Origin of the sequence: Streptomyces sp. L-9-10 (assembly GCF_004151105.1) — a bacterium.
GTDB lineage: Bacteria > Actinomycetota > Actinomycetes > Streptomycetales > Streptomycetaceae > Streptomyces.
Genome location: NZ_PHRF01000016.1, coordinates 122,079 through 145,624 on the forward strand (window position 1 = coordinate 122,079; position 23,546 = coordinate 145,624).

Below are 23,546 nucleotides of genomic sequence, written 5' to 3' on the forward strand. Positions count from 1 at the left end.
GTCGTCCGGTGTCAGGAGGCGGTATGGGCCAGCACGAACATGACCACGAACATGACCACGAGCCCGAGCACGTCCATGTGGCGGTGGTCGGGTCCGGTTTCGGGGGGCTCGGGGCGGCCATCCGGCTGCGCCGGGAGGGGATGACCGACTTCGTCGTGCTGGAGCGCGCCGACTCGGTCGGCGGGACCTGGCGGGACAACAGCTATCCGGGATGCGCCTGTGACGTCCCCTCACATCTCTACTCGTTCTCGTTCGCGCCCAACCCCGACTGGCCGCGCACCTTCTCCGGGCAGCGGCACATCAGGGCGTACCTGGAGCATGTCGCGGACACCTTCGGGCTCCGGCCGCATCTGCGGCTGAACCACGAGGTACGGCTGATGCGCTGGGACAACGACGCCCTGCACTGGGAGATCGAGACCTCGCGCGGAACGCTCACCGCCGATGTCATCGTCTCCGCGACCGGGCCGCTCTCCGATCCGAAGATCCCGGAGATACCCGGGCTCGCCGGTTTCCCGGGGAAGGTCTTCCACTCGGCCCGCTGGGACCACGGCTACGACCTGCGCGGCAAGCGCGTCGCCGTGATCGGTACGGGCGCCTCCGCCATACAGATCGTGCCGGCGATCCAGCCCGAAGTGGGCAGGCTGACGCTGTTCCAGCGGACCCCGCCCTGGGTGATGCCGCGCGTCGACCGGGCGATATCCGGGGCCGAGCGCCGGCTGCACAGGGCGCTGCCGTTCACCGGCACCCTGCGGCGCCGGTTCCTGTGGGGCATAAGGGAGTTGCAGGTCCAGGCCTTCACCAAGCGGCCGGACGAACTCGGGCTCGTCGAGTCCCTCGCCAAGGCCAATATGGCGAGAGCCATCAAGGACCCGGTGCTGCGCGCGGGACTGACGCCCTCGTACCGCATCGGCTGCAAGCGCATCCTGCTCTCCAGCACGTACTATCCGGCGCTCGCCCGGCCCAATGTGGACCTGGTGACCTCGGGCCTGGCCGAAGTGCGCGGCTCCACGCTGGTCGCGGCGGACGGTACGGAGACCGAGGCCGACGCGATCGTCTTCGGGACCGGTTTCCATGTGACGGACATGCCGATCGCCGAGCGGGTGGTGGGCGCCGACGGGATCACGCTCGCGGAGGCGTGGAAGGACGGGATGCAGTCGCTGCGCGGCGCGACCGCGGCGGGCTTCCCCAACTGGATGACGATCATCGGTCCCAACACCGGGCTCGGGAACTCCTCCATGATCCTCATGATCGAGTCCCAGCTGAACTACATGGCCGACTATCTGCGGCAGTTGGACGGGCTCGGGGGCCGCGGGGGCGGCCCGAGGAGCGCGGGCGGGAGCGGGCGCGTGGCGCTGGGACCGCGGCCCGCCGCCGTACGCGCCTGGAACCACCGGGTGCAGGAGCGCATGAAGCGGACCGTGTGGAACACCGGCGGCTGCACCAGCTGGTACCTGGACGAGCAGGGCCGCAACACCACCGTCTGGCCGGGGACGACGGCGGAGTTCCGCCGGGTCACCCGGGAGGTCGATCTCGCGGAGTACGAGGTGATCCGCGCCGCCGCCGCGACCGTACGGGTGCCGCGGCAGGCGGAGAAGCCGGTCGCGGAGACGCGGACGCCGGAGGAGCGGGCGGCCGGGACGAGGGCGTCCGAGAGGCCCGCCGGGGCGCGGGCCGGAGCGCGGGCCGGGACACCGGCCGCGAAGGAGGGCGTCCGATGAGGCAGCCGCACGGAGAGCGTGAACTGACCGCCGTCTCCGTCGACGGCACCCGTATCCATGTCGAGGTCCACGGCGACGACGGCCGGCCCGCCGTCGTCCTGGCGCACGGCTGGACCTGCTCGATCCGGTTCTGGGCCGCGCAACTCGCGGACCTGGCCGCCGACCACCGGGTGATCGTCTACGACCAGCGCGGCCACGGCCGTACGCCGCCGCCGGCCGGCCACTCCGCGGGCTACTCCACCGACGCCCTCGCCGACGATCTGGAAGCCGTGCTCGCCGCCACGCTGGAGCCGGGGGAACGAGCCGTCCTCGCCGGACACTCCATGGGCGGGATGACGCTGATGGCCGCCGCCCGTCGGCCCGTCTTCCGGGAGCACGCCGCCGCCGTACTGCTGTGCAGCACGGGCAGTTCACGGCTGATCCAGGAGGCGCTCGTCGTACCGATGCGGCCCGGCAGGACCCGTACCCGGATCAGCCGGCACATCCTCGGCGCACGCGCCCCGCTGGGGCCGGTCACGCCGCTGTCGAAGCGGATCCTGCGCTACGGGACGATGGGCCCCGGCGCCGCGCCCGACCGGGTCGCGGAGTGCGCCCGGATCGTGCACGCGTGTCCGCGACCCGTCCGGGTGGCCTGGTCGCATGTCCTCGGCGCGCTCGATCTCGACGCGGAGGTACGGGAGTTGAGGGTGCCCGCCGTCGTCGTCGTGGGGCGCGACGACCGGCTGACCCCACCGGTCCAGGCGCGGGCGCTGGCCGCCGCGCTGCCGGACCGCGCCGGGCTCATCGAACTCACCGGGGTGGGACATATGACGCCCGTGGAGGCCCCGGAGGCCGTCACCGGCGCGATCCGGTCCCTCGTCGGTACGTACCTCGACGTCGAAAGCGCCGAGAGCGCGAAGAGCATCGGGGGCGCGAAGAGCGTCATGGGCGCGAAGGAGGACGCGGCATGAGCGGGGCAGGAGCAGGATCAGGGGCGGGCCGGCAGGGTTTCCGGAATCTCGACGGACAGGTCGCCGTCGTCACGGGCGCGGCGCGCGGCGTCGGCGAACTGCTGGCGCGCAAGCTCTCGGCGCGCGGCGCGAAGGTCGCCCTCGTCGGTCTGGAGGAGGACGGGCTGAAGCGGGTCGCCGCCCGGCTGCACGCCGACTGCGATCAGTGGTACGCGGATGTCACCGACGACACCGCGATGGCGCGGGTCGCCCAGGAGGTCAAGACGCGCTTCGGCAAGGTCGACATCGTCGTCGCCAACGCGGGTGTGGCGGCGGGCGGTCCCTTCGCGGACTCCGACCCGGACGCGTGGCGGCGGGTCATCGAGGTCAATCTGATCGGAGGCGCGGTGACGGCGCGGGCGTTCCTGCCCGTCCTGCGCGAAAGCCGCGGCTACTTCCTCCAGATAGCGTCGCTGGCCGCGATCACACCGGCGCCGATGATGACCGCGTACTGCGCGTCCAAGTCCGGGGTCGAGGCCTTCGCGCACAGCCTGCGCTCCGAGGTCGCCCACCAGGGGGTCAGGGTCGGGGTCGGCTATCTGTCCTGGACGGACACCGACATGGTGCGCGGCGCGGACCGGGACGAGGTGATGCGGGAGCTGCGGCGGCGGCTGCCGTGGCCGTCGAACCGTACCTATCCGCTCGGTCCCGCCGTGGACCGGCTCGTCGCCGGGATCGAGCGGCGCTCGGCGCATGTGTACGCGCAGTGGTGGCTGCGCGGGATGCAGTCCGTACGCGGATATCTGCCGGCCGTCATCGCGGCGGCCGGACAACGCGAGATGCGGCGCTTCGGACCACGTCTGGCGGGCGTGCGAAAGGGGCTGGTCGGGGCGGGCGGGGCGGCCGACGAACAGGAACGCACACAGCGTCACTGATCGAAATGCGCGGAATGTCGGGCCATGTAAGTCTGGTCGAGGCCCCACTCGGGTCCCCCCAAGCTCCCCACACCCCCTTCAGGAGTGACATTCCATGGCTATTGCCGATCAGTTCAGGGACAAGGCCGAAGAGCTCGCCGCTCAGCAGGCGAAGTCGCGGCAGGGCGACAAGAAGGACGACCGGACGCAGCAGCCCGGCCGCCCCGGCCAGCCCGACCGCGGTTCGCAGCCCGGCTCGCCGGCCAGGGACCGCAACCAGGGGCAGCACGATGCCCAGCAGAACGATGCCCAGCACAACAACGCGCAGCACAACAACGCGCAGAACGATGCCCAGCACGACGCTCAGCACACCAACGCGCAGCAGAACGCGCAGAACAGGGCGCAGAACGCGCGCGATGAGCTGGATGACCGCTTTGACGCCTGAGTGAATGGCTTGATGATCGCGAGGCGCACCCGGTTCCGCCGGGTGCGCCTTCTTTGTGTTCATCTTTGTGTTCGCGGGTGTGGGTGAGCGTTTCTTACGCGCCTGGCGGTCTCAGGCGCGTGGCGGGAGCGGCGGGCGGCGCAGGTCCGGGACCGCTCCGTATCCCGGCGGTGTCGACGCCGGATGCCCGGCCAGCAGGTCCAGCGCCACCCAGACCGCGTCGTCGAGCTGGGCGTGCCGGCCCTCCGCCCAGTCGAGCGGGGTGCGCAGTGCCTCGATGTCCGGCTCCACGCCGTGGTTCTCGATGGACCAGCCGTACGCGTCGAACCAGGCGGCGTTCATGGGCACCGTGATCACCGTGCCGTCGCCGAGCCGGTGCCGTCCCGTCATTCCGACCACCCCGCCCCAGGTGCGCTGGCCGACCACGGGGCCGAGGTTCAGCAGCCGGAAGGCCGCGGTGATCATGTCGCCGTCGGACGAGGTCGCCTCGTCGGCGAGCGCGACGACCGGGCCGCGCGGCGCGTTCGACGCGTACGAGACGGGCTGGGCGTCGCGCGTCAGATCCCAGCCGATGATCCGGCGGGTCAGCTTCTCGACGACCAGCTCGCTGATGTGGCCGCCCGCGTTGCCCCGTACGTCCACGATCAGCGCGGGGCGCGAGACCTCTAGCCGCAGATCCCGGTTGAACTGGGCCCAGCCGGAGCCGCCCATGTCGGGGATGTGCAGATAGCCGCACCGGCCGCCGCTGATCTCCCGTACGGCCTCACGGCGTTTGGCCACCCAGTCCTGGTAGCGCAGCGGGCGTTCGTCGATGAGCGGGACCACCGCGACGCGGCGGGACGGACGGTTGCGCTCCGCGGGCCGGAAGGTCAGCTCGACGGTCGTGCCGCCCGCGGCGGACAGCAGGGGATAGGGACCGGCCACCGGATCGACCGGCCGGCCGTCCACATGGGTCAGGACCGCGCCCTCGCGGATCCCCGTACCGGCCAACGGTGAACGCGCCTTGGAGTCCGAGGAGTCGCCGGGCAGGATCCGCTTGATCATCCACTCGCCGTCCCGGCACACCAGATTGGCGCCGAGCAGACCGATCGGACGCTGGTAGTGCGGCGGGCCCTCGTTGCGGCGGGCCGGGGTGACATACGCGTGCGAGGTGCCCAGTTCGCCGAGGACCTCGCGCAGCAGATCCGCGAACTCGTCGGGGGAGCTGACCCGTTCGACCAGCGGACGGTACTGGTCGAGCACCCCGCGCCAGTCGATGCCGCACATGTCCGGCTCCCAGAAATAGGCGCGGATGACGCGCCCCGCCTCGTCGAACGCCTGGCGCCACTCCGCGCCCGGGTCGACGTCGTGCAGGATCCTGCGCATGTCGAGATAGACGGTCGAGTCGCCGTCACCGGGCTCGGTGGCGGGTACGGCGCGCAGCTCGCCGTCGTCCACGACGACCAGCCGGGAGCCGTCGCCGCTCGGTACGAACCAGTCCAGATGGCCGACGAGTTCGCTCTTGCGCGCCTTCGTGATGTCGAAGTGTTCGAGGGTGGGGCGGCCCGACATGTCGGCGGGGTTGGCGAAGGTCTCGCCGAGCGCGCCGGAGATCGGCCAGCGCAGCCAGACCAGACCGCCGCCGCTGACCGGGTACAGCGCGGAGTACTTGGACGCGGTGACGGGGAACGGCGTGACGCGGTCGGCCAGCCCCTCGACCTCGACGGTGACCGTACCGTCGCCGGACTCGCCGACGGACGGATCGAGTCCGCCGGCCGCGGGGCGGCCCTCCGGCGACAGCGCGAAGGGCGACGGGGTCGCGGAGGAGAGCGGTACGAGATAGGGGCGGCAGCCCAGCGGGAAGGAGAGGTCGCCGGTGTGCACGTCGTACACCGGGTCGAAGCCGCGCCAGGACAGGAACGCGAGATAGCGGCCGTCGCTGGTGAAGACCGGATTCTCGTCCTCGAAGCGGCCGTTGGTGACGTCGACGACCGTACGGGCGAAGCTGCCGGCGATCTTGGCCAGCTTGATCTGCCGGAGGGAGCGGCCGATGCCGGGGTGGGACCAGGTCAGCCAGTCGCCGTCGGGGGAGAAGGCGAGGTCGGTGACGGCGCCGTTGATGGAGCGGATGAGTTCGGTGACGGGCTCCGGGGTGGGGGCGGGGTCTGCCGCCGTTGTGGTGTCGGCGGTTGATTCCGTGGAGTCCGTGGCGCCTGCGGTGTCCGTGGTCGGTTCGGGGTCCGACTCCGGTTCGGGTTCCGGTTCGGGTTCCGCGGTGTCTATCAGCAGCAGTCTGCCGTCGTGCGAGGCGATCGCGATCCGCTCCCCGTCCGGGGCCGCCACCATCTCCCGTACGCGGCCCAGTTGTCCGGACGCCAGCCGCCGAGGCTGCCGCTCACCGCTCGCCCTGGGCAGATACGCGATCTCGATCGCGTCCTCGCCCTCCGCGTCGGTGACATACGCGACCTGGCCGCTGTCGCCGAGCATCACCGGGAACCGGACCCGGACGCCGGGGGTGTCCGCGATCGTGCGGGCCGGGCCGTCGCGATGGGTGAGCCAGTACAGGCTGCCGCGTACGGACACGGCGCTCGCCCGGCCCGTCATGTCCACGGAGATCCCGGCGACATGGCTGCTGGCCGGGACCTGGTAGCCGCGCCGCCCCGCGCGCTGACCGCCCAGCCGTACGTCCAGCTTGCGCGGCACCGAGTCGGGCGTCAGCGCGTCGACCAGCCAGAGGTCCCCCGCGCACTGGTAGACGACCCGGCGCCCGTCGGACGAGGCGTGGCGGGCGTAGAAGGCGTCGTGGTCGGTGTGCCGGCGCAGATCGGTGCCGTCGGGACGGCAGGAGTAGAGGTTGCCGACGCCCTCGTGGTCGGAGAGGAACGCGATCCTGCCGTCGACGAACATCGGGCAGTCGAGATGGCCCCCGAGATCCGCGAGCAGCCGTTCGCCGTGCAGCCAGAGCCGGCCCATCGCGCCGCCGCGGTACCGCTTCCAGGCGGCGGGCTCGTGCGGCGGCTTTCCGGTGAGCAGGAGCGTACGGTGCGCGCCGTCCACGTCCGCGACGGCGATGTCGTTGACCGGGCCCCAGGGCAGCGCGCCGCCGGGGGAGCCGTCGAGGGGGAGGCTGTAGGCCCACGCGAAGTACGAGAACGGCTGGCCGTGCGAGGAGACCGCGAGGATCTGGGACTCGCCGTTCTTGTCGGGGGGTGTCCAGCCGCAGACGCGGGTGTCGGTGGCGCCCCAGTAGGTGAGCCGGCGGGCGGGCCCGCCCGCGACCGGGACGAGATGGATCTCGGGGTCGAGGCTGCGCCAGGTCGTATAGGCGAGGTGGCTGCCGTCGGGGGAGAAGCGGGGGTGGCCGACCCTGGTGCGGTCGACGGTGACCCGCCAGGCGCGGGCGGGGCGGTGCCCGGCCGGGACGAGGGGGGCGACCCAGAGGTCGTCCTCGGCGGCGAAGCACAGGGAGTCGTCGTGAAGGTGCGGGAAGCGGAGATACGCGACGTCGTCACTCACCCACCCAATGCTGCACTTTTCGCAGGCGTGGCGCCTCCTGGCGGGGGGTTGTGGCTTGCGGCTGCGGTGCGGTGCGCCTCCGGCGGGGGTGCGGTGCGCCTCCGGCGGGGATGAGGGGGCGTGGTTGGACACGCACCTCCTCCGACCCCGGCCCCCTCCCTCGGTGGGCACGCTCGCCCTCGCGGACGCCTGGGGGGGCTGGGGTGGGGTGCCGATTTCGTCCCGGGTGCCGTCTTTCCGGCGGCGAGTGAGCCGAAGGGGCGCGCCGACGTCGTAAGGGAGAGCGCGCGGAGGTTCGTGAGGAACGAGCGAATCGAGCACGGTCGACCGTCGACGTTGGCTCAAAGCGCCCCGGAGGTGAACCGAGCCCTCAAAAAAAGGTGTCGCAGCGCACATGCGAAACGGTTTCGTTTCGTTGGGGGTGGGGTTATCTTCGTACTGTACGAAACCGTTTCGTTTGGCAGGAGCAGACCGTGGCGCGCAGCAGGCTCACCCCCGAGCGTGAAGCAGAGCTGTACGCCGCCGTGCTCGATCTGCTGCGCGAGGTCGGTTATGACGCCCTCACCATGGACGCCATCGCCGCCCGCACCCGTTCCAGCAAGGCCACCCTCTACCGCCAGTGGGGGAGCAAGCCCGAGCTGGTCGCCCATGCGATGCGGCACAACAAGCCGATCAAGCTCGTCGACGTGGACACCGGCTCGCTGAGCGGTGACTTCCACGCCGTGATGGCACACACCGACGACTGCCAGATGGAGAAGGACAGCGCGCTGATGCGCGGTCTTTTCCATGCCGTCCACGACAACCCCGATCTCCATCAGGCGCTCCGTGAGCTCCTGATCGAACCCGAGCTCAACGGGCTCGCGGAGGTCCTCCAGCGTGCTGTGGACCGGGGCGAGGTCTCCCCGGACAATCCCGCGCTGAAGTACGTCACCCACATGCTGGTCGGCGCCATCGTCGCCCGGCAGCTGATCGAGGACCAGTCGCCCGACCGGGACTTCCTCACCTCGTATTTCGACGCCGTGGTCCTCCCCGCCCTCGGCGTCTGACCGTCCCCCTCAGCACCCGCAGTACCTGACGCGTGCCGCTCTCTCGCCGTCGGGCCGGCTCCCCATGCCCTCAGATCCGTTCACAGACCCGGGAGTACGCCCTCGTGGCCACGTTCCTCTACAAACTCGGACGGTTCGCTTTCCGGCGCCGCAACTATGTCGCCCTGGTATGGGTGGCACTGCTCGCGCTCGCCGGTGTCGGAGCCGCCTCCGCGTCCACGCCCACGTCCAGTTCCTTCTCGATACCGGGGACGGAGGCCCAGAAGGCCTTCGACCTGTTGGAAGAGCGCTTCCCAGGAGCCAGTGCCGACGGTGCGACCGCGCGGGTCGTCTTCAAGGCGCCGGCCGGCGAGAAGATGACCGACGCCGGTCACAAGGCCGAGGTCGGCAAGATCGTCGACGAGCTGTCGGGCGGGTCCGACCAGGTCGGCTCCGTGACCGATCCGTACACCGCGAACGCCGTCTCGAAGGACGGCTCGACGGCGTACGTCCAGGTCTCCTACAAGGTCACCTCGATGGAGCTGACCGACGAGACCCGTACCGCGCTTGAGGAGACCGGCGCCGAGGCGAGGGCGCAGGGGCTGACGGTGGAGGTCGGCGGGGACGCGCTCCAGGCCACCCCCGAGATGGGGTCCACGGAGATCATCGGTGTGGCCGTGGCCGCGGTGGTGCTGGTCATCACGTTCGGTTCGCTGGTCGCGGCGGGGCTGCCGCTGGTGACCGCGCTCATCGGGGTCGGTGTCGGGGTCTCCACGATCACCGCGCTGGCCAGCGTCCTCGACCTGGGCTCCACCACCTCCATCCTGGCGATGATGATCGGCCTGGCGGTCGGGATCGACTACGCGCTGTTCATCGTCTCCCGCTACCGGGCCGAACTGGCCGAGGGCAGGGAGCGCGAGGAGGCGGCGGGCCGGGCCGTCGGCACCGCCGGGTCGGCCGTGGTGTTCGCCGGTCTCACCGTGGTGATCGCGCTCGCCGGGCTGGCCGTCGTCAATATCCCGATGCTCACCAAGATGGGCCTCGCCGCCGCCGGTACGGTCGTGATCGCCGTCCTCATCGCGCTCACCCTCATTCCGGCGACGCTGGGCTTCGCGGGCAAGCGGGTGCACGGGCGCAAGGACCGCAAGGCCATGGACGCCAAGGCGGCGGGCGGCGAGGAGACCGGGAAGCCGAACATGGGCACCCGCTGGGCGCGCTTCGTGCTGCGCCGTCCGGTCGCCGTCCTGGTCACGGCCGTGCTGGGGCTCGGGGTCATCGCGATTCCGGCCACCTCGCTGGAGCTGGGTCTTGGCGACGACGGTTCGCAGCCGCCGAGCACCACCCAGCGCAAGGCGTACGACCTGCTCTCCGACGGCTTCGGGCCCGGGTTCAACGGGCCGCTGATGGTCGTCGTGGACGGCAAGGCCAATGACAACGCCAAGGCGGCGGCCACCGAGCTGTCGGACACGGTGAAGAAGCTGGACGGCGTCGCCGTCGTCACCCCGTCCACCGTCAACAGGGCGGGTGACACGGCGACGATCACGGTGATCCCCGAGGACCGTCCCTCCTCGGTCACGACGGAGGACCTGGTCCACTCCATCCGGGACACCGGCGGGGAGATCGAGGCGGACAACGGTGCCCAGGTCCTGGTCACCGGTTCCACCGCGATGAACATCGACTTCTCGCAGAAGATGAACGACGCGCTGCTGCCCTATCTCGCGCTCGTCGTCGGGCTCGCGTTCCTGCTGCTGATGCTCGTCTTCCGGTCCGTGCTCGTACCGCTCAAGGCCGCTCTCGGCTTCCTGCTCTCCGTGGTCGCCGCCCTCGGCGCGGTCGTCGCGGTCTTCCAGTGGGGCTGGCTCGGGGGGCTGCTCGGGGTCGAGCAGACCGGTCCCGTGATGTCGATGATGCCGATCTTCATGGTGGGTGTGGTCTTCGGTCTCGCCATGGACTACGAGGTCTTCCTCGTCACCCGGATGCGGGAGGCGTATGTCCACGGGGAGCGGCCAGGCGAGGCGATCGTCACCGGGTTCCGGCACGGCGCGCGGGTGGTCTCGGCCGCCGCGGTGATCATGATCGCGGTCTTCGCCGGCTTCATCGGCTCCAGCGAGTCGATGATCAAGATGATCGGCTTCGGGCTGGCCATCGCGGTCTTCTTCGACGCGTTCGTGGTCCGGATGGCGATCGTGCCCGCGGTGCTCGCGCTGCTCGGCGACAAGGCGTGGTGGCTGCCGCGCTGGCTGGACAGGGCGCTGCCCAACGTGGACGTGGAGGGCGAGGCGCTGCGCCACCGGCTCGGGGGCGACGCGTCGCAGGGTCCGGACGGCGGGCCCGGTCAGGACCGTGAGCTGGTGCGCGTCTGATCCCACATACCCCGGGGCCACCGCATGAGCGGTGCGTGGCCCCGGATCGCGCCGGCGGCCGTGGGGACGGGAGCCGGAGCGTCATACGCGGCCCGGTCGTATGCCCTGAGGGGCGGCGGCCGGGCCGCGGTGCGTCTCAGGTCCGGTGGAGGAGCTTGCTCAGCTCGGTCTCGACCTCGATGTCGTGCCGCTCCTGGCCGGCCGGGACCATCGCGTACGAGCTGTCCAGGAACCGGCGCAGCGGCGCGGTGTCGAACTGGACCACCGCCACGCCGTCCGGCGAGTGGAACTCCACCACGATCTGGGCCCGTCCGCAGGGCCACACCTGTACGTCGCCCTCGCCCGAGGGGAGCCGCAGGCCGGATTCGAGCAGGTCGCGGGCGAAGGCCCAGACGACCTCGTCGTCGTTGAGGGAGACCTCGGGAGGGAACACGATACGTATGGCGAGCGGATCGGCGCCGTCGTAGCGGAGTGTGACGGAAACGGTCTTGGGGTGCGGGGCGTCCGTGATGAGACGCGCTGTGGCGGACTGCACGACGATGGGTGACATCGACCTGGCTCCTCGGTGGCTGCTGCGACGGCTGCTTGTGGCGGCCGGTGGCTGGGCGGGATCGGGAGCGCGACTCCTTGAACAGAAGAACCGGACATTTGGCTCTTAATCATACAAAACCTCCCGCATTTGTCCATGGCTTTGCTGTTCGTATATCCGTCGAACACCCTCCCGTCACCGTGCATGTCACATGCTCTTGCGAGGTGTTCGCAAGAGGGCCCTATCATCGAACGGCTCATCACCGCGCCATACGAGCAGGAAGCGGAGCCCCCGCCATGCATGTCCCCGACGGATTCATCGATCTGCCCGTCTCGGCCGCCTCCGGTGCCGTCGCCGCGGGCGCCGTCGCGGTCAGCCTGCGCGGCGCGCGCCGGGAGCTGGACGAGCGCACCGCACCGCTCGCCGGACTCGTCGCCGCGTTCATCTTCGCCGTGCAGATGCTCAACTTCCCGGTGGCCGCCGGGACGAGCGGGCATCTGCTGGGCGGCGCGCTCGCGGCGATACTCGTCGGTCCCTACACCGGGGTCCTGTGCATCTCCGTCGTCCTGCTGATGCAGGGCATCCTCTTCGCGGACGGCGGGCTCACCGCGCTCGGGGTGAACATCACCGACATGGCCGTGGTGACGACCGTCGTCTCGTACGTGCTCTTCCGCGCCCTGGTGAAGCTCCTGCCGCGCACGCGCCGTTCGGTGACCGTCTCGTCGTTCGTGGCGGCGCTGGTCTCCGTACCGGCCGCGGCCCTCGCGTTCACCTTCTTCTACTGGATCGGCGGGACGACCGACATCCCGATCGGCAAGGTGCTGACCGGGATGGCCGGGGTGCATGTGCTCATCGGTATCGGCGAGGCCGCGATCACCGCGCTGACGGTCGGCGCGGTCATCGCCGTACGGCCCGACCTCGTGTACGGCGCCCGGGGGCTGTCCGCGCCGCTGAAGCTGCGGGTGGACGGTGAACTGGTCGACGCCGGCCCGGAGTCCGGCCCCGTACCGGTGGCCGCGCGCTCCACCCGCAAGGTCTGGGCGACCGGGCTGGTCACGGCGCTCGTCCTGGCCGGTTTCGTCTCCTTCTACGCCTCCGCGAACCCCGACGGCCTGGAGAAGGTCGCCGCCGACCAGGGCATCGACCGGAAGACCGAGCCGCACCACACCGCCGACTCCCCGCTCGCCGACTACGGCGTCAGGGACCTCGACGACGCCCGGATCTCCGGCGGGCTCGCCGGGGTGATCGGGGTGGGCGCGACGGTGGCCGTCGGCAGCGGTGTCTTCTGGGTGGTACGGCGGCGCCGTACCACGGCGGACACGGCCACGGCCGGCGGGAACGTCTGACATGGGCGCGGGTCATGCCCACACGCTCTACCGGCACGGAGACTCACCGGTCCACGCACTGCCCCCGCACTGCAAACTGGCCGCCGTCTTCTGCTTCGTGCTCGTGGTGGTCTCCACCCCGCGCGAGGCGGTCTGGGCGTTCGCGCTGTACGCCGTGCTGCTCGCGGCCGTCACGCGCGTGGCCCGTATCCCCGCGGGCGTCCTGCTGCGCCGGCTGCTGATCGAGATCCCGTTCGTGGCCTTCGCGTTCCTCATGCCCTTCGTGGTCCCCGGCGATCAAGTCCCTTTCCTGGGGCTGTCGTTGAGCGTGCCCGGGCTCTGGGGCGCCTGGAACGTCCTCGCGAAGGGGACGCTGGGCGTCACCGCGTCCGTGATCCTCGCCTCCACGACCGAGCTGCGCTCCCTGCTGCTCGGTCTCCAGCGGCTGCGGCTGCCGCCGATGCTGGTACAGATCGCGTCCTTCATGATCCGCTACGGCGATGTCATCACCGACGAGATGCGGCGGATGTCGGTCGCCCGGCGCTCGCGCGGCTTCGAGGCCCGGGGCCTCCGGCACTGGGGCGTCCTCGCCAAGTCCGCCGGCGCGCTCTTCATCCGCTCCTACGAGCGCGGTGAGCGGGTGCACCTGGCGATGGTCAGCAGGGGGTACGCGGGCAGCATGCCCGTCATCGACGAGGTGACCGCGTCCCGGGCGCAGTGGACGTACGCCGCCGCCCTCCCCGTGTCGGCGCTCGCCGTCTGTCTGCTTGGCTGGACCCTATGACCGAGCCCTCCGCCCCCGCCGTGCCCGCGTCCCTCGATGTCAGCGGGCTCGCGTACGCGTATCCCGACGGCCATCAGGCCCTCTTCGGCGTCGATCTGACCGTCGGACGCGGTGAGCGGGTGGCGCTGCTGGGGCCCAACGGCGCCGGGAAGACCACGCTCGTCCTGCATCTCAACGGCATCCTGACCGCCGGGGCCGGTTCGGTCGCGGTCGCCGGGGTGCCGGTGGCGAAGCGGAATCTGGCCGAGATCCGCCGCAGGGTCGGCATCGTCTTCCAGGACCCGGACGACCAGCTGTTCATGCCGACGGTCCGCGAGGACGTGGCGTTCGGCCCGGCGGCCTCCGGGCTGCGCGGCCCCGAGCTGGAGGCCCGGGTCACCGCCGCGCTCGGGCAGGTCGGGATGGCGGAGTACGCGGACCGGCCGCCGCACCATCTCTCCTTCGGCCAGCGCCGCCGGGTCGCGGTGGCGACCGTCCTGGCCATGGAGCCGGAGATCCTCGTCCTCGACGAGCCCTCGTCCAATCTCGACCCGGCGTCCCGGCGCGAACTGGCCGACATCCTGCGGTCGCTGGACATCACCGTACTGATGGTGACGCACGATCTGCCGTACGCTCTCGAACTCTGTCCGCGTGCGGTGATCCTCAGCGAAGGCGTCATCGTGGCGGACGGGCCCACGGGGCAACTGCTCGGCGACGGGAAGCTGATGGGCGCGCACCGGTTGGAGCTGCCGTTCGGTTTCGACCCGCGTTCCGTGTCGCCGGGACACGTTGCACCATAGAAGGGGTCGCGCCGCCGGGGCGTGGCGGGACGACGAGCGGTACGAGGCGTGGGTACCGACGGGCGGGAGTGCGGGCGTGGACGTCCAGGGCACGGTGGAGGCGGGCTTCGAGCCGGTCAGGGACGCGTTCGTACGGAACTTCGAGCGGCTCGGGGAACAGGGCGCGGCCGTCGCCGTGTACCGGGACGGGCGCAAGGTCGTCGATCTGTGGGCGGGCACCCGCGATCTCACCGGACGCGATCTCACCGGGCAGGAGCCGGGTGACCGGGGCGCGGACGGCACGGACGGCGTGGACGCGGCGCCGTGGGCCGTCGACACGGCGCAGATCGTCCGCTCCGCCACGAAGGGCGTCGCCGCCGCCGTACCGCTGCTCCTGTACCAGCGCGGGCAGATCGACCTCGACGCCCCGGTCGGCACGTACTGGCCGGAGTTCAAGTCCGCGGGCAAGGAGCGGGTGCTCGTACGCCACCTCCTGTCGCACCGCGCCGGGGTGCCGGTGCTCGACCGGCCGCTCACCCCGGCCGAGGCCATCGACGGGGAGTCGGGCGCGCGGGCCCTGGCCGCCCAGCGGCCGGAGTGGGAGCCGGGCACCGACCACGGCTACCACGCGCACACCTACAGCTGGCTGATCGCCGAACTGGTCAGGCGGGTCACCGGCCGCGGCGTGGGCCGGTGGATCGCCGAGGAGATCGCCCGTCCGCTGGGGCTGGACTTCTGGGTCGGACTGCCCGCCGAGGAGGCTCACCGGGTCGGCCGGATCGGACCGGTCGAGGAGCCGACGGCGGTCGGCGGCGCGCTCAGACTGCGGCCCAAACGGTCCGTGTCGGAGGCCTACCGCGACGCGGAGTCCCTGACGCGGCGCGCGTTCGGCGTCATCGAACCCCGGCCCGACGAGAACGACCCGGCCTACCGCGCCGCCGAACTCCCCGCCTCCGGAGGCATCTCGACCGCCCGCGCGCTGGCCCGCTGCTACGCCGCGATGATCGGCCCCGTCGACGGCCACCGGCTGTTCGCCCCCGCGACCCTGACGCTCGCGCGTACGGAGGAATCCGCGGGCCCTGACCGGGTCCTGGTCGTCGCCACCCGCTTCGGCCTGGGCTTCATGCTGCACGGCCCGGCCGCCCCGCTGCTCGGCCCCGGCTCCTTCGGACACCCGGGGCGCGGCGGCTCGCTCGGCTTCGCCGACCCGGAGTCGGGCATCGCGCTGGGGTACGTGACGAACGGGATGCGCAAGGGAGTGACGGCGGACCCCCGCGCACAGGCTCTGGTGCGCGCGGTGCGAACGGCGACATCATCGCCGGATGAAGCGATTTGACGGATACGGAGTCCTGATCACCGGAGCGGGCCGGGGCATCGGCGAGGCGACCGCGCGCAGGCTGGCGGAGGAGGGCGCGCGCGTCCTGGTCACGGACCTGGACGAGAAGCGGGCGGTGACGGCCGCCGAGTCCATCCCGGGCGCGGTCGCGTTCGGCTGCGACGTGGCCGACCGGGCGTCGGTGGAGGCGGCGGTGGCGTACGCGGCCGAGACCTTCGGCTCGCTGGACGTGCTGGTGAACAACGCGTACTCGTGCACCAAGGACGCCCCGCTCTTCGAGGACGAGCCGGACGAGGTCTGGGCGCTGGACCTCGACATCACCCTGACCGGCGCCTTCCGCTGCGCCCGCGCGGCGCTGCCGTATCTGGCGGCCTCGGGCCGGGGCGCGATCGTCTCGATCGGCTCGGTCAACGGCGAACAGGACTTCGGCAACCACGCCTACAGCGCGGCCAAGGCCGGCCTGGCGGGCCTGACCCGTACGCTGGCGGGCCACGCGGCCCCGCGCGGCGTCCGTGTCAACCTCGTCGAACCCGGCACGATCCACACCGGCGCCTGGGCGGGCCGCGAGGCGGTGCTGGACCGCGCGGCGGCCCACTACCCGATGGGCCGGGTGGGCACGCCGGCCGATATCGCGGCGGCGGTCGCGTTCCTGGCGTCCGCCGACGCCTCCTGGATCACGGGGGTGACGCTGCCGGTCGACGGCGGGATCCTGACCAGCAATCTGGGGCTGCGGAGGGCGTTCACGGACGACGAGTAGCGCGCGGAGCCGTGGGCGGGGTGCCGCAGGGCGAGGAGTGAGGAGAGGTGCCGGGCGCGGCGGGACGGGGTTGCCGCCCGTGCTGTTGTGGCGCGACGAACCCCCTCCCGCCCGGCGGGTCGAACGGCCTGCACCCCGCGCCCTACACCCCGCGCCCGCGCGCGACCCCGACGACGTTGGTGGCGTCCACCGCCTTGCGCAGGGTCCTGGCCAGACCGATGGCGTCGCCCACGGCCCAGAGGTGGATGAAGAACAGCCGGGGCTCCTCCCTGAGCCCGTGGTTGTGCAGCTCGACCAGGCCGATCCCGCCCTGCCGCAGGATCTTGATGACGTCCTGGACCTCCTCGGCGACCATCACGACATCGCCGTTGAGCGCGGCCCTGCCGTCGCCCAGGGGCTGGAAGATGAAGGCCGAGATCGTGCCCAGGCCGAGGGGCAGCGCCATACCTCTGTCGACGACGACCTCCCGGCGCGCGAAGGTGGTCTTGTAGACCCGGCCTTCCTGCCAGCCCTTCATGCCCAGCGCGGCATCGATGGCGTCGGTGTCCAGATCAACGGGCCCCGGCGGTCGCGGCGGCTCGTCCGGCGGGGCCGCGGTGCGGTCGAGCGCCGCGCGCAGACCTCGGGCGATGGCCACCGGATCCCGTCCGTGCGCGTGGACATGGGTCCACCAGACGTCGGGGGAGTGGGCGAGCAGGTGCTTGTGCAGCGCGGTCTGCTCGATGCCGTGCGCCTGGAGGACGTCCGTCACCTCCTGCAACTCGCCCTCGGTCACCGTGAGATCGCCCATGGCCAGCACGTTGCCGTCGGCGTAGCGGACGAAGGCCACATGGGAGCCCAGGGAGAGTTCCGGTGAGACGGGGACTCCGTAGGAGACGACATGGAGGTCCCGGCGCGGAAAGTGCGTGTTGTACGCCATGTCGCCCGCCATGAAACCCCGCCGGCCCAGCGCCCGCGCGACCTGCTCCCAGTCGGCCGGGGTGGTGGTCACCGGCTGGACCGGCTCGTGCGCGTGGCCGCCGCCCTCCACTGCGGCGGGGGCCGGGTCCTGGGCCTCGGCGCGGGCGGCGGTGGCGCCGATCCCGGCCAGCAGCGGCGCCAGCGCGGCGGCGGTGGTGGTCAGCAGAAGACGCCGCGGCGTCCCCGATCGGTGGTCCGTGTCCCGGTCCCGGTCCGCGTCCCGGTCCGTGTCCTGGTCCGTGTCCCGGTCCTGATCCTGGGTCCGGTCGCCGTCAGGTGTGCCGTGGTGGTCCGCTTCTTCGTGTGGTTGTCCGCTCATCACATCGATACCTCCGTGACGAGAGGAGACCATGAGCGGCTGGATAAACCAGGATCTGTCGGGCGGCGCCCGGCGAGTGTTGCCAAAGTGGCACCGTCCGGACCAAAGGCCCGGGTGGAGGCCCTCAAGGGGCAGCTGGAGGGCCTCAGGGGGTAAGGGCTTCCGTAACCGTTAGGGGTCATGCGGTCTGTAGAAAGTCATACGGGTATTGCCTAGCGAATATGCCCACATGGACGGCGCCCTCATCCGTACAGCTTCCGGGGGTGCCGGTCACAGATAGTCACTAATTCAGGAGTAGGGGAATTGCCATGCGTACACTCACGCGCGTTGCAGTCGCCATGGCAGGCGCGGTCCTGGTGGCACTCGGGGGCACGGCTGCGGCACACGCCGACCCTGCGGCAGTTGAGCCGGCGCCGGTGGTGACTGACGCAGCACCGGGCCCGGTCCCCGGTGACATTGAGTGGGGATAGAAGAAACACAGCAGTAAGGGGCGCGGGCAGCGACTTCCTAAGCGCTGTCCGCCCCTGAGTGCACGTAGTGGGGGGGGAATGCAAACAAATGTTTCACTCAGGATAGAAATTTACGTGCGTACCGGCTCTGGCCGCCCGCGGAACCTGGACACATGTGGACGAGGAAGCACGGGCAGCAGCATGAGCCGGACATTCATCGTTGCGCGCGAGGACCGCGCGGATGCCGTTGACGAGCTGCACCGGCTCGCCGGCGAAGTTGTTCAGGCCGGAGTGGCTGACCGTTACGGGGTCTGCCTCCACCCGGTGCTGTGGAGTTTCGGCAGCACGGGGTGGGGTGTGTACCTGGACGACAGGGCACCGAGCCAGGCTCCGCCTCGCGGGCTCACGCTGCGCACACTGGCTCGCCGGCTCGGGCCCACTGCCTGATCACGAAGCCTGATCACGACAAAGCCCCGCCACTCTTGGGGAAGAGGGCGGGGCTCTGGTCTGAAGTCCCTGGGGTGCCGCATCACACGGCGCCGAACTCTCCGTCCTTGATGCCCGCCACGAACGAGGCGAACGAACTGGCGTGAAAGTCAAGAACGGGCCCGGCGGGGGACTTGCTGTCACGGACGGGGACCACGCTGCGCGAGGCAACGAGGTTGAGAGCGATCTCAACGCAAGCGCCGCCGTTGTTGCTGTATGAAGATTTGAACCAACGCGGGGATTCGGTCGTCACGGAGTGCCCTTTCGTAACTGTTCGATCAAGGCTACGGATGCCTCCTGCGACATGGCTGTCGCCTGTAGTTGATGGTAGGCCCCCAGTATGGGGAGTACGAACTTGCTTTCCCGTTCGAGATGGCCTCGGTGGGCGGACTCGGCGTACGACATGAGAGAGCGGTCCGACAGGGTCAGGATGTAGAGCGGCAGGTCGAACGGTCGGCACTCCCCCATACCGAACGGGGCGACCTGGAGGACAGTGTTCGGTAGTTCCGCGAACTCGACCAGCCGCGTCAACTGGGCCTCCATGATGGCTGGCTCACCGACGGGGCGGCGGATACAGCTTTCGTCCAGCACCACGAAGACCCACGGCGGGGGCGTCCGGGTGAGCGCTGCTTGTCGCTCCGCAACCAGCGCCACCCGCTCGCTGGCCTGATCGGACGTGACCGCCCCACGCTTGACGGCGCTCCCGGCGAGCACTGACGCGTACTCCGGTGTCTGAAGCAGACCGGGGATGACGCCCACTTCGTAGAGTCGGACTTCAGCTGCCCGGCCCTCATGGCCCACGTACTCAGGGAAACCTTCCAGCAGCGAGCCGTGCCGCATGTCCCGCCACTCGCGCTCGAACGAGTCGGCAGTTCCAGCAGTGCCGAACACAAGGTCAAGCTTGCGCGAGAAGGAGAGGGTTGGCGGTTTCCGGGCAGTTTCGATAGCCGAAATATGCTGGCTGGAATATTCCACCTTCCCGGCTAGGTCTTCCTGACTCCAGCCGCGATCTTCCCGCAACCTGCGCACACGGGCGCCAAAGGCCGCTCGCGGGCTGCTCTCAGGGTTTAGCTCCCTGCGGTTGACCATGCTGCTTTCAACCCCTCCTTCGATTCTGGCTAGTTGAAGGGAATCTGACTCTAGGCCACGCTGGGCCGCCCTGGTAGTGATCCCGCTACGGAGAGGAGCGGACATGACCCGGACGTGCCCGTCCCCCAAGCCCCCCAGTGACGCCGACCAGCTGCACGCGCTGATAGCAGCCGGCGGAGTCTGGGGCCTGGCACCCCGCTGGGTTCCCCGTGGCGGATACACGCTGCCAACTCGCTCTGTCCTCCGACGAGTCGAGACGGGTCTCCTGATCGCATCCGTTCCGAGGATCGGTGAGGAGTGGTGAGCGTGAGCCTGTGGGAGTACCTGCGCGGGATCAGGCAGAGGCGGGCCCTCCGGCGGTGCCGGAAGGCAGCACTGAAAGAGCTGGGCCGTACATTGACCCGGCTCCAGATCCTCGAAGCGAATTCAATCCAATGCCAGTTGGCCCGACTGGATAATCCGGAGGATTTTGACCGGACCTTCAGGGGGCCCTCATCCGGCGAAGGAGTAAGCGAATGACCACTCAGGCAGACGACGGGATTCCGGGCACCCTGCCGGGCGATGTGAGGACCGTTCATCGAATGCGCGGCGGCACTCGTACCCAAGAGGGGTCGCATATCTGGCGCGGCGGAACACCCGATTGTGGCGCCGTTCCGGGCGCGGGGCTGGATAGGTGGTCACTCGCAAAAGCGGCTCTGGGTGAGTGGGACGAATGGCACCGCGCCGTCAACTGCCCCGGATGCCTGGAGTGTTCATAAGATCCCGCATCACGCGCGGCACCCTGAAATACGGGGAGCAGTGCGTTGGCGCACTCGCCGCCAATATGGTCACAGCGGCGAGCGTTTTCATCGTCGTCGCGGGCATCAACGGCCACCTCTAGACCCCCCTCCCTCTCCGATGGAAACCGGAAGAGGCTCCCCCCGGCTTCAGGTGATCCGGAGGGGGAGGGGGCTTACCTCCAATCTCCGCCCCTGCCGGGCCAGTTATTCGAGCTTCCCCAGCTTGCGGTACAGGGACTCCGGCAGGGGCGGGCACGGCCATCTCTCATCACATCACTCTGACAATCAACGGAGCACTTCAGCCGATGCGGGATCGGAACCCCGAAATCGCAAACCTGTGGAAGAAAAGAAAGCCGCTCAAGGGCGTTGAGCGGGAAAAGGCGGCCAAAACACTGAAGGGCTGGTACCTGGAAGAGGGCCTTTCCATCCGCGCGATACGCGATGAGACCGGACGGTCTTTCGGATTCGTGCACCGGATGCTGTCAGAGGCGGGGGTGGATTTCCGCTCCCGTGGCGGCGATTTCCGTTCGACTCGGCGTGTGAAATCTAAAGCTAAGAACTAGAAAAGGAAGCGACGAATGACCAATCCCCCTCCTCCTTCCGACAGCGACGACATTCCTGATGAGGAACTGGGCGACGTCGTGAGGCGGTTGGCCTCTGGCACGTCTTCCAACGCGGAGATGCAGCGAGTCCGGGACACCATCAAGAACGAAAGCGCACGGCGAAACTAACCAGCACGAACGCGCCCCGTCGCAACCCGGCGGCGGGGACGCGCCCCACTCCTTGTAGCTCAGTGGCAGAGCCCTGGGACACCGTGGCCGGTGTCACGTATCCAGGCCCCCCGGTTCGATTCCGGGCAAGGAGACTCCTGCCCCGACCGGAAATCAGGAGAGATCATTGATCGGGGCAGGTCCGCAAGTGTCGTGTACTACCCGCCCCACGGTGATGGGTAGTTCAACAGAATCCGTTCACGGAGAGGACACACGCACCATGACCACTCTCACTGAACCGCCGATCCGTAAGCCGCTCGCTGGCATCAACTCGCTTGAGTTGGAGATCACCGGCAAGTGCCAACTCATGTGTACGCACTGCCTTTCTGACTCCAGTCCGCAGGCAACACACGGTGAGATGACCCCTGCTGACTGGCGAACAGTCATCGCCGATGCTGCCGCACTGGGCATCCCGAAAGTCCAGCTGATTGGGGGCGAGCCCACCGTTCATCCGAATTGGCGGGAGTTCGCCGGTCTCGCGCTCTCGCTCGGCCTGGCGGTCGAGATCTACAGCAACCTGTTCCACGTGCGTGAGGAATGGTGGGAGCTGTTCACACGGGACGGGGTGACGCTCGGTACGAGCTACTACAGCGACGATCCCGGGGAGCACGACAAGATCACCGGCCGGACGGGCAGCTACACCCGTACCCGGTGCAACATCCGGGAAGCGGTCAACCGAGGAGCAACGATCCGGGCCGGAATCGTGGACGTCCTGCCGGGACAGCGCGTCGCGGAAGCCCGTGCCGAGTTGGAGTCCATGGGCGTGCGGCACATCAATACGGATCGGGTTCGGGCCGTGGGCCGTGCCGCGCTCCCGGGCGAGTCCCCGGCGCTCGACGAACTGTGCGGGCGGTGCACGCGAGGACGTGCCGCAATCCTTCCGACCGGAGACCTCGCCGGCTGCGTGCTCGCGCGGGATTTCCCGGCGGGCAACGTCCGGGAAACTCTGCTCCGGGACTTGCTCGGAGGGCCGGTCTGGACGGCACTCTCCGCGAGCATTCCGCAACCGGTACGCAGCGCGTGTACTCCGGACGATTCGAGCGACTGCGACCCTGCGAGTACCGAAGCGTGTGATCCCGCGTACTAAGAACTAGGAAGGGCTCGGCATGGATTGGCAGAAGGCCGCGGAAAGCCTCGCGGGCAGTGTGACTGACCCGGATTCCCGGTGGCGCGCCCCGGTGTCCATTGTGCCCCGGCATGAGCTGGTGCCGCGCTGGTGGGAACGTGACGGCTCCGGGGGCTGGTTGCTGCGGGATGGGGCAACCGATCCCGAGTCGTGGTGGAAAGCCGCCTACACCGACCGCTCATTGATCACCAGCGTTGGCGGGCTGCACGCCGACCATGCCGAACCTGGGGACCGGCCCGAGGGGTTACCTACGTCGTCCGCCACTCTGCCGAGTCTGGTCGTGCGCATGCTGAGGCATGGTCGACTCGGGCCCGGACTTGACCTGTTGGACCTTGGCACCGGGGCGGGCGGTCTCACCGCGTACGCCGCTACCCGGCTCGCGGACCAGCGCGTAACGAGCGTGGACGTGGACCCCTACTTGACGAGCGCCGCAGCGGAAAGGCTCGCACGCTTCGGACTGCGTCCTCGGTTCGTTGCACTGGACGCGACCGCAGAGATTCCCGGTACGTATGACCGGATCATTGCAACCGTCGCACTCAGGCCCGGTTCTGCACTCCGAACCGTCCTCGGCGCGCTCCGCGAGGGCGGACGCCTGGTGACCACCCTCGCCAACACCGCGTTGATCCTCACCGCGTGGAAAGGACCGGATGGGGAAGCGCGGGGGCTGATCGAACGCGACACCGCCGGGTTCATGAAGACCCGTACCAGCGACAACTACCCACCGGCACTGACCGAACTGTTCGCACTCGCTCGGAGTGCGGAAGGGGACGAGCGCAGTACGGGCCGCTATCCCGTGGTGGACGTCGCCGAAGCGTGGGAACTCCGATCGATGCTGGAGGTCACGACACCGGGCGTGGAACTCGGATATGAGACTCACGACAGGCACCGGAACGCCTACCTGGTCCATCCGGACGGGTCATGGGCCCGAGCGTCCGCTGAGTGGACCGATCCGCCGGAAGTCCACCAGGGCGGGCGGCAACGGCTCTGGACAGCGCTGGAGCGTATCCGTAACCGGCTCAACGCGGAAGGCTCGCTCCCGCTACTGGGGGCACACGTCCGCATCACCCCGGACGGAGTCGTTCACCTGTCGCGGGGCAACTGGCGCGCGTCCATGGGATAACCATCCGTGTGCTCCGCCCCGTCCGTCTGTTCCGCGTGGCAGACGGGCGGGGCTTTCCTGTCCTCGGCGG

At 69.9% G+C, this 23,546-nt stretch carries 19 protein-coding genes and 1 tRNA gene; 15 read left to right on the forward strand and 5 right to left on the reverse strand.

All coding sequences use genetic code 11. The features are described 5' to 3' along the window. Positions 1 to 23: 23 nt before the first annotated feature. The 4 genes from CU044_RS03640 (at position 24) to CU044_RS03655 (ending at position 4,006) form a co-directional block, all read left to right on the forward strand. Entirely contained in the window at positions 24 to 1,718 is a 1,695-nt protein-coding gene (locus CU044_RS03640) for an NAD(P)/FAD-dependent oxidoreductase (RefSeq protein WP_129766958.1), read from the forward strand. Continuing rightward, entirely contained in the window at positions 1,715 to 2,668 is a 954-nt protein-coding gene (locus CU044_RS03645; protein ID WP_129766959.1) for an alpha/beta hydrolase, read from the forward strand. The genes CU044_RS03640 and CU044_RS03645 overlap by 4 nt, the downstream gene beginning before the upstream one ends. Beyond that, the gene (locus CU044_RS03650; RefSeq protein WP_129766960.1) at positions 2,665 to 3,582 is read left to right on the forward strand and encodes an SDR family oxidoreductase; all 918 of its coding nucleotides are present in this window, start codon (positions 2,665 to 2,667) and stop codon (positions 3,580 to 3,582) included. Before CU044_RS03645 ends, CU044_RS03650 begins: the two co-directional genes overlap by 4 nt. Before the next feature lie 94 nt (positions 3,583 to 3,676). Continuing rightward, positions 3,677 to 4,006: a hypothetical protein gene (locus tag CU044_RS03655; RefSeq protein WP_129766961.1), complete on the forward strand. Its 330-nt coding sequence runs from the start codon at positions 3,677 to 3,679 to the stop codon at positions 4,004 to 4,006. Between the two features lie 111 nt (positions 4,007 to 4,117). Here CU044_RS03655 and CU044_RS03660 read toward each other — a convergent pair whose 3' ends face one another. Next, on the reverse strand, positions 4,118 to 7,501 hold the full coding sequence (locus CU044_RS03660; protein WP_129766962.1) for a S41 family peptidase: 3,384 nt from the start codon (positions 7,499 to 7,501) through the stop codon (positions 4,118 to 4,120). 473 nt (positions 7,502 to 7,974) lie between these two features. Here CU044_RS03660 and CU044_RS03665 point away from each other — a divergent pair, with 473 nt between their 5' ends. Both CU044_RS03665 and CU044_RS03670 read left to right on the forward strand, forming a co-directional pair. Further along, positions 7,975 to 8,547, forward strand: a complete 573-nt coding sequence (locus CU044_RS03665; RefSeq protein WP_129766963.1) for a TetR/AcrR family transcriptional regulator — start codon at positions 7,975 to 7,977, stop codon at positions 8,545 to 8,547. A gap of 104 nt (positions 8,548 to 8,651) precedes the next feature. Further along, positions 8,652 to 10,889, forward strand: coding sequence for an MMPL family transporter (locus CU044_RS03670; RefSeq protein WP_129766964.1), 2,238 nt, complete (start codon positions 8,652 to 8,654; stop codon positions 10,887 to 10,889). A gap of 136 nt (positions 10,890 to 11,025) precedes the next feature. Here CU044_RS03670 and CU044_RS03675 read toward each other — a convergent pair whose 3' ends face one another. Further along, entirely contained in the window at positions 11,026 to 11,439 is a 414-nt protein-coding gene (locus CU044_RS03675) for an SsgA family sporulation/cell division regulator (RefSeq protein WP_129766965.1), read from the reverse strand. Between the two features lie 275 nt (positions 11,440 to 11,714). On the opposite strand from CU044_RS03675, the gene CU044_RS03680 reads away from it, so the two are divergent. The 5 genes from CU044_RS03680 to CU044_RS03700 all read left to right on the forward strand — a co-directional run bounded on the left by CU044_RS03680 (position 11,715) and on the right by CU044_RS03700 (position 16,378). Continuing rightward, complete coding sequence (locus CU044_RS03680) at positions 11,715 to 12,764, forward strand: energy-coupling factor ABC transporter permease (RefSeq protein ID WP_129766966.1); 1,050 nt, start codon at positions 11,715 to 11,717, stop codon at positions 12,762 to 12,764. A gap of 1 nt (position 12,765) precedes the next feature. After that, complete coding sequence (cbiQ, locus tag CU044_RS03685) at positions 12,766 to 13,527, forward strand: cobalt ECF transporter T component CbiQ (protein ID WP_129766967.1); 762 nt, start codon at positions 12,766 to 12,768, stop codon at positions 13,525 to 13,527. Beyond that, positions 13,524 to 14,306 (forward strand): ABC transporter ATP-binding protein, encoded by a 783-nt coding sequence (locus tag CU044_RS03690; RefSeq protein ID WP_129766968.1) that lies wholly within the window; start codon positions 13,524 to 13,526, stop codon positions 14,304 to 14,306. The genes cbiQ and CU044_RS03690 overlap by 4 nt, the downstream gene beginning before the upstream one ends. 76 nt (positions 14,307 to 14,382) lie before the next feature. Continuing rightward, complete coding sequence (locus CU044_RS03695; protein WP_129766969.1) at positions 14,383 to 15,621, forward strand: serine hydrolase domain-containing protein; 1,239 nt, start codon at positions 14,383 to 14,385, stop codon at positions 15,619 to 15,621. Continuing rightward, positions 15,608 to 16,378 (forward strand): SDR family NAD(P)-dependent oxidoreductase, encoded by a 771-nt coding sequence (locus tag CU044_RS03700; protein WP_129766970.1) that lies wholly within the window; start codon positions 15,608 to 15,610, stop codon positions 16,376 to 16,378. Before CU044_RS03695 ends, CU044_RS03700 begins: the two co-directional genes overlap by 14 nt. 142 nt (positions 16,379 to 16,520) lie before the next feature. Here CU044_RS03700 and CU044_RS03705 read toward each other — a convergent pair whose 3' ends face one another. The 3 genes from CU044_RS03705 to CU044_RS03715 form a co-directional block, all read right to left on the reverse strand. After that, positions 16,521 to 17,657 carry a DUF1259 domain-containing protein gene (locus tag CU044_RS03705; protein ID WP_129766971.1) on the reverse strand — a complete coding sequence of 379 codons (1,137 nt, stop codon included), beginning with the start codon at positions 17,655 to 17,657 and terminating at the stop codon, positions 16,521 to 16,523. Positions 17,658 to 18,635: 978 nt separating this feature from the next. Beyond that, a complete protein-coding gene (locus CU044_RS03710; protein WP_129766972.1) occupies positions 18,636 to 18,845 on the reverse strand; it encodes a DUF397 domain-containing protein in 210 nt (69 codons plus the stop codon). Next, complete coding sequence (locus CU044_RS03715) at positions 18,842 to 19,681, reverse strand: helix-turn-helix transcriptional regulator (RefSeq protein WP_129766973.1); 840 nt, start codon at positions 19,679 to 19,681, stop codon at positions 18,842 to 18,844. The genes CU044_RS03710 and CU044_RS03715 overlap by 4 nt, the downstream gene beginning before the upstream one ends. A gap of 1,084 nt (positions 19,682 to 20,765) precedes the next feature. On the opposite strand from CU044_RS03715, the gene CU044_RS03720 reads away from it, so the two are divergent. The 4 genes from CU044_RS03720 (at position 20,766) to CU044_RS03730 (ending at position 23,476) form a co-directional block, all read left to right on the forward strand. Next, entirely contained in the window at positions 20,766 to 21,023 is a 258-nt protein-coding gene (locus tag CU044_RS03720; protein WP_240045318.1) for a helix-turn-helix domain-containing protein, read from the forward strand. A gap of 216 nt (positions 21,024 to 21,239) precedes the next feature. Beyond that, a tRNA-OTHER gene (locus CU044_RS38325) sits at positions 21,240 to 21,325 on the forward strand. Between the two features lie 125 nt (positions 21,326 to 21,450). After that, positions 21,451 to 22,317, forward strand: a complete 867-nt coding sequence (locus CU044_RS03725) for a radical SAM protein (protein WP_129766974.1) — start codon at positions 21,451 to 21,453, stop codon at positions 22,315 to 22,317. A 19-nt stretch (positions 22,318 to 22,336) separates the two neighbouring features. After that, the gene (locus tag CU044_RS03730) at positions 22,337 to 23,476 is read left to right on the forward strand and encodes a methyltransferase domain-containing protein (protein ID WP_129766975.1); all 1,140 of its coding nucleotides are present in this window, start codon (positions 22,337 to 22,339) and stop codon (positions 23,474 to 23,476) included. The last annotated feature ends 70 nt before the right edge of the window (positions 23,477 to 23,546 follow it).

What these genes read in the sequence shown, in the direction of transcription:
- CU044_RS03675 (WP_129766965.1), bottom strand. Translation starts at nt 11,439, where the DNA reads ATGTCACCCATCGTCGTGCAGTCCGCCACAGCGCGTCTCATCACGGAC.
- CU044_RS03690 (WP_129766968.1), top strand. Translation starts at nt 13,524, where the DNA reads ATGACCGAGCCCTCCGCCCCCGCCGTGCCCGCGTCCCTCGATGTCAGC.
- CU044_RS03645 (WP_129766959.1), top strand. Translation starts at nt 1,715, where the DNA reads ATGAGGCAGCCGCACGGAGAGCGTGAACTGACCGCCGTCTCCGTCGAC.
- CU044_RS03680 (WP_129766966.1), top strand. Translation starts at nt 11,715, where the DNA reads ATGCATGTCCCCGACGGATTCATCGATCTGCCCGTCTCGGCCGCCTCC.
- cbiQ (WP_129766967.1), top strand. Translation starts at nt 12,766, where the DNA reads ATGGGCGCGGGTCATGCCCACACGCTCTACCGGCACGGAGACTCACCG.
- CU044_RS03730 (WP_129766975.1), top strand. Translation starts at nt 22,337, where the DNA reads ATGGATTGGCAGAAGGCCGCGGAAAGCCTCGCGGGCAGTGTGACTGAC.
- CU044_RS03700 (WP_129766970.1), top strand. Translation starts at nt 15,608, where the DNA reads ATGAAGCGATTTGACGGATACGGAGTCCTGATCACCGGAGCGGGCCGG.
- CU044_RS03705 (WP_129766971.1), bottom strand. Translation starts at nt 17,657, where the DNA reads ATGAGCGGACAACCACACGAAGAAGCGGACCACCACGGCACACCTGAC.
- CU044_RS03655 (WP_129766961.1), top strand. Translation starts at nt 3,677, where the DNA reads ATGGCTATTGCCGATCAGTTCAGGGACAAGGCCGAAGAGCTCGCCGCT.
- CU044_RS03725 (WP_129766974.1), top strand. Translation starts at nt 21,451, where the DNA reads ATGACCACTCTCACTGAACCGCCGATCCGTAAGCCGCTCGCTGGCATC.
- CU044_RS03650 (WP_129766960.1), top strand. Translation starts at nt 2,665, where the DNA reads ATGAGCGGGGCAGGAGCAGGATCAGGGGCGGGCCGGCAGGGTTTCCGG.
- CU044_RS03720 (WP_240045318.1), top strand. Translation starts at nt 20,766, where the DNA reads ATGCGGGATCGGAACCCCGAAATCGCAAACCTGTGGAAGAAAAGAAAG.
- CU044_RS03715 (WP_129766973.1), bottom strand. Translation starts at nt 19,681, where the DNA reads ATGGTCAACCGCAGGGAGCTAAACCCTGAGAGCAGCCCGCGAGCGGCC.
- CU044_RS03640 (WP_129766958.1), top strand. Translation starts at nt 24, where the DNA reads ATGGGCCAGCACGAACATGACCACGAACATGACCACGAGCCCGAGCAC.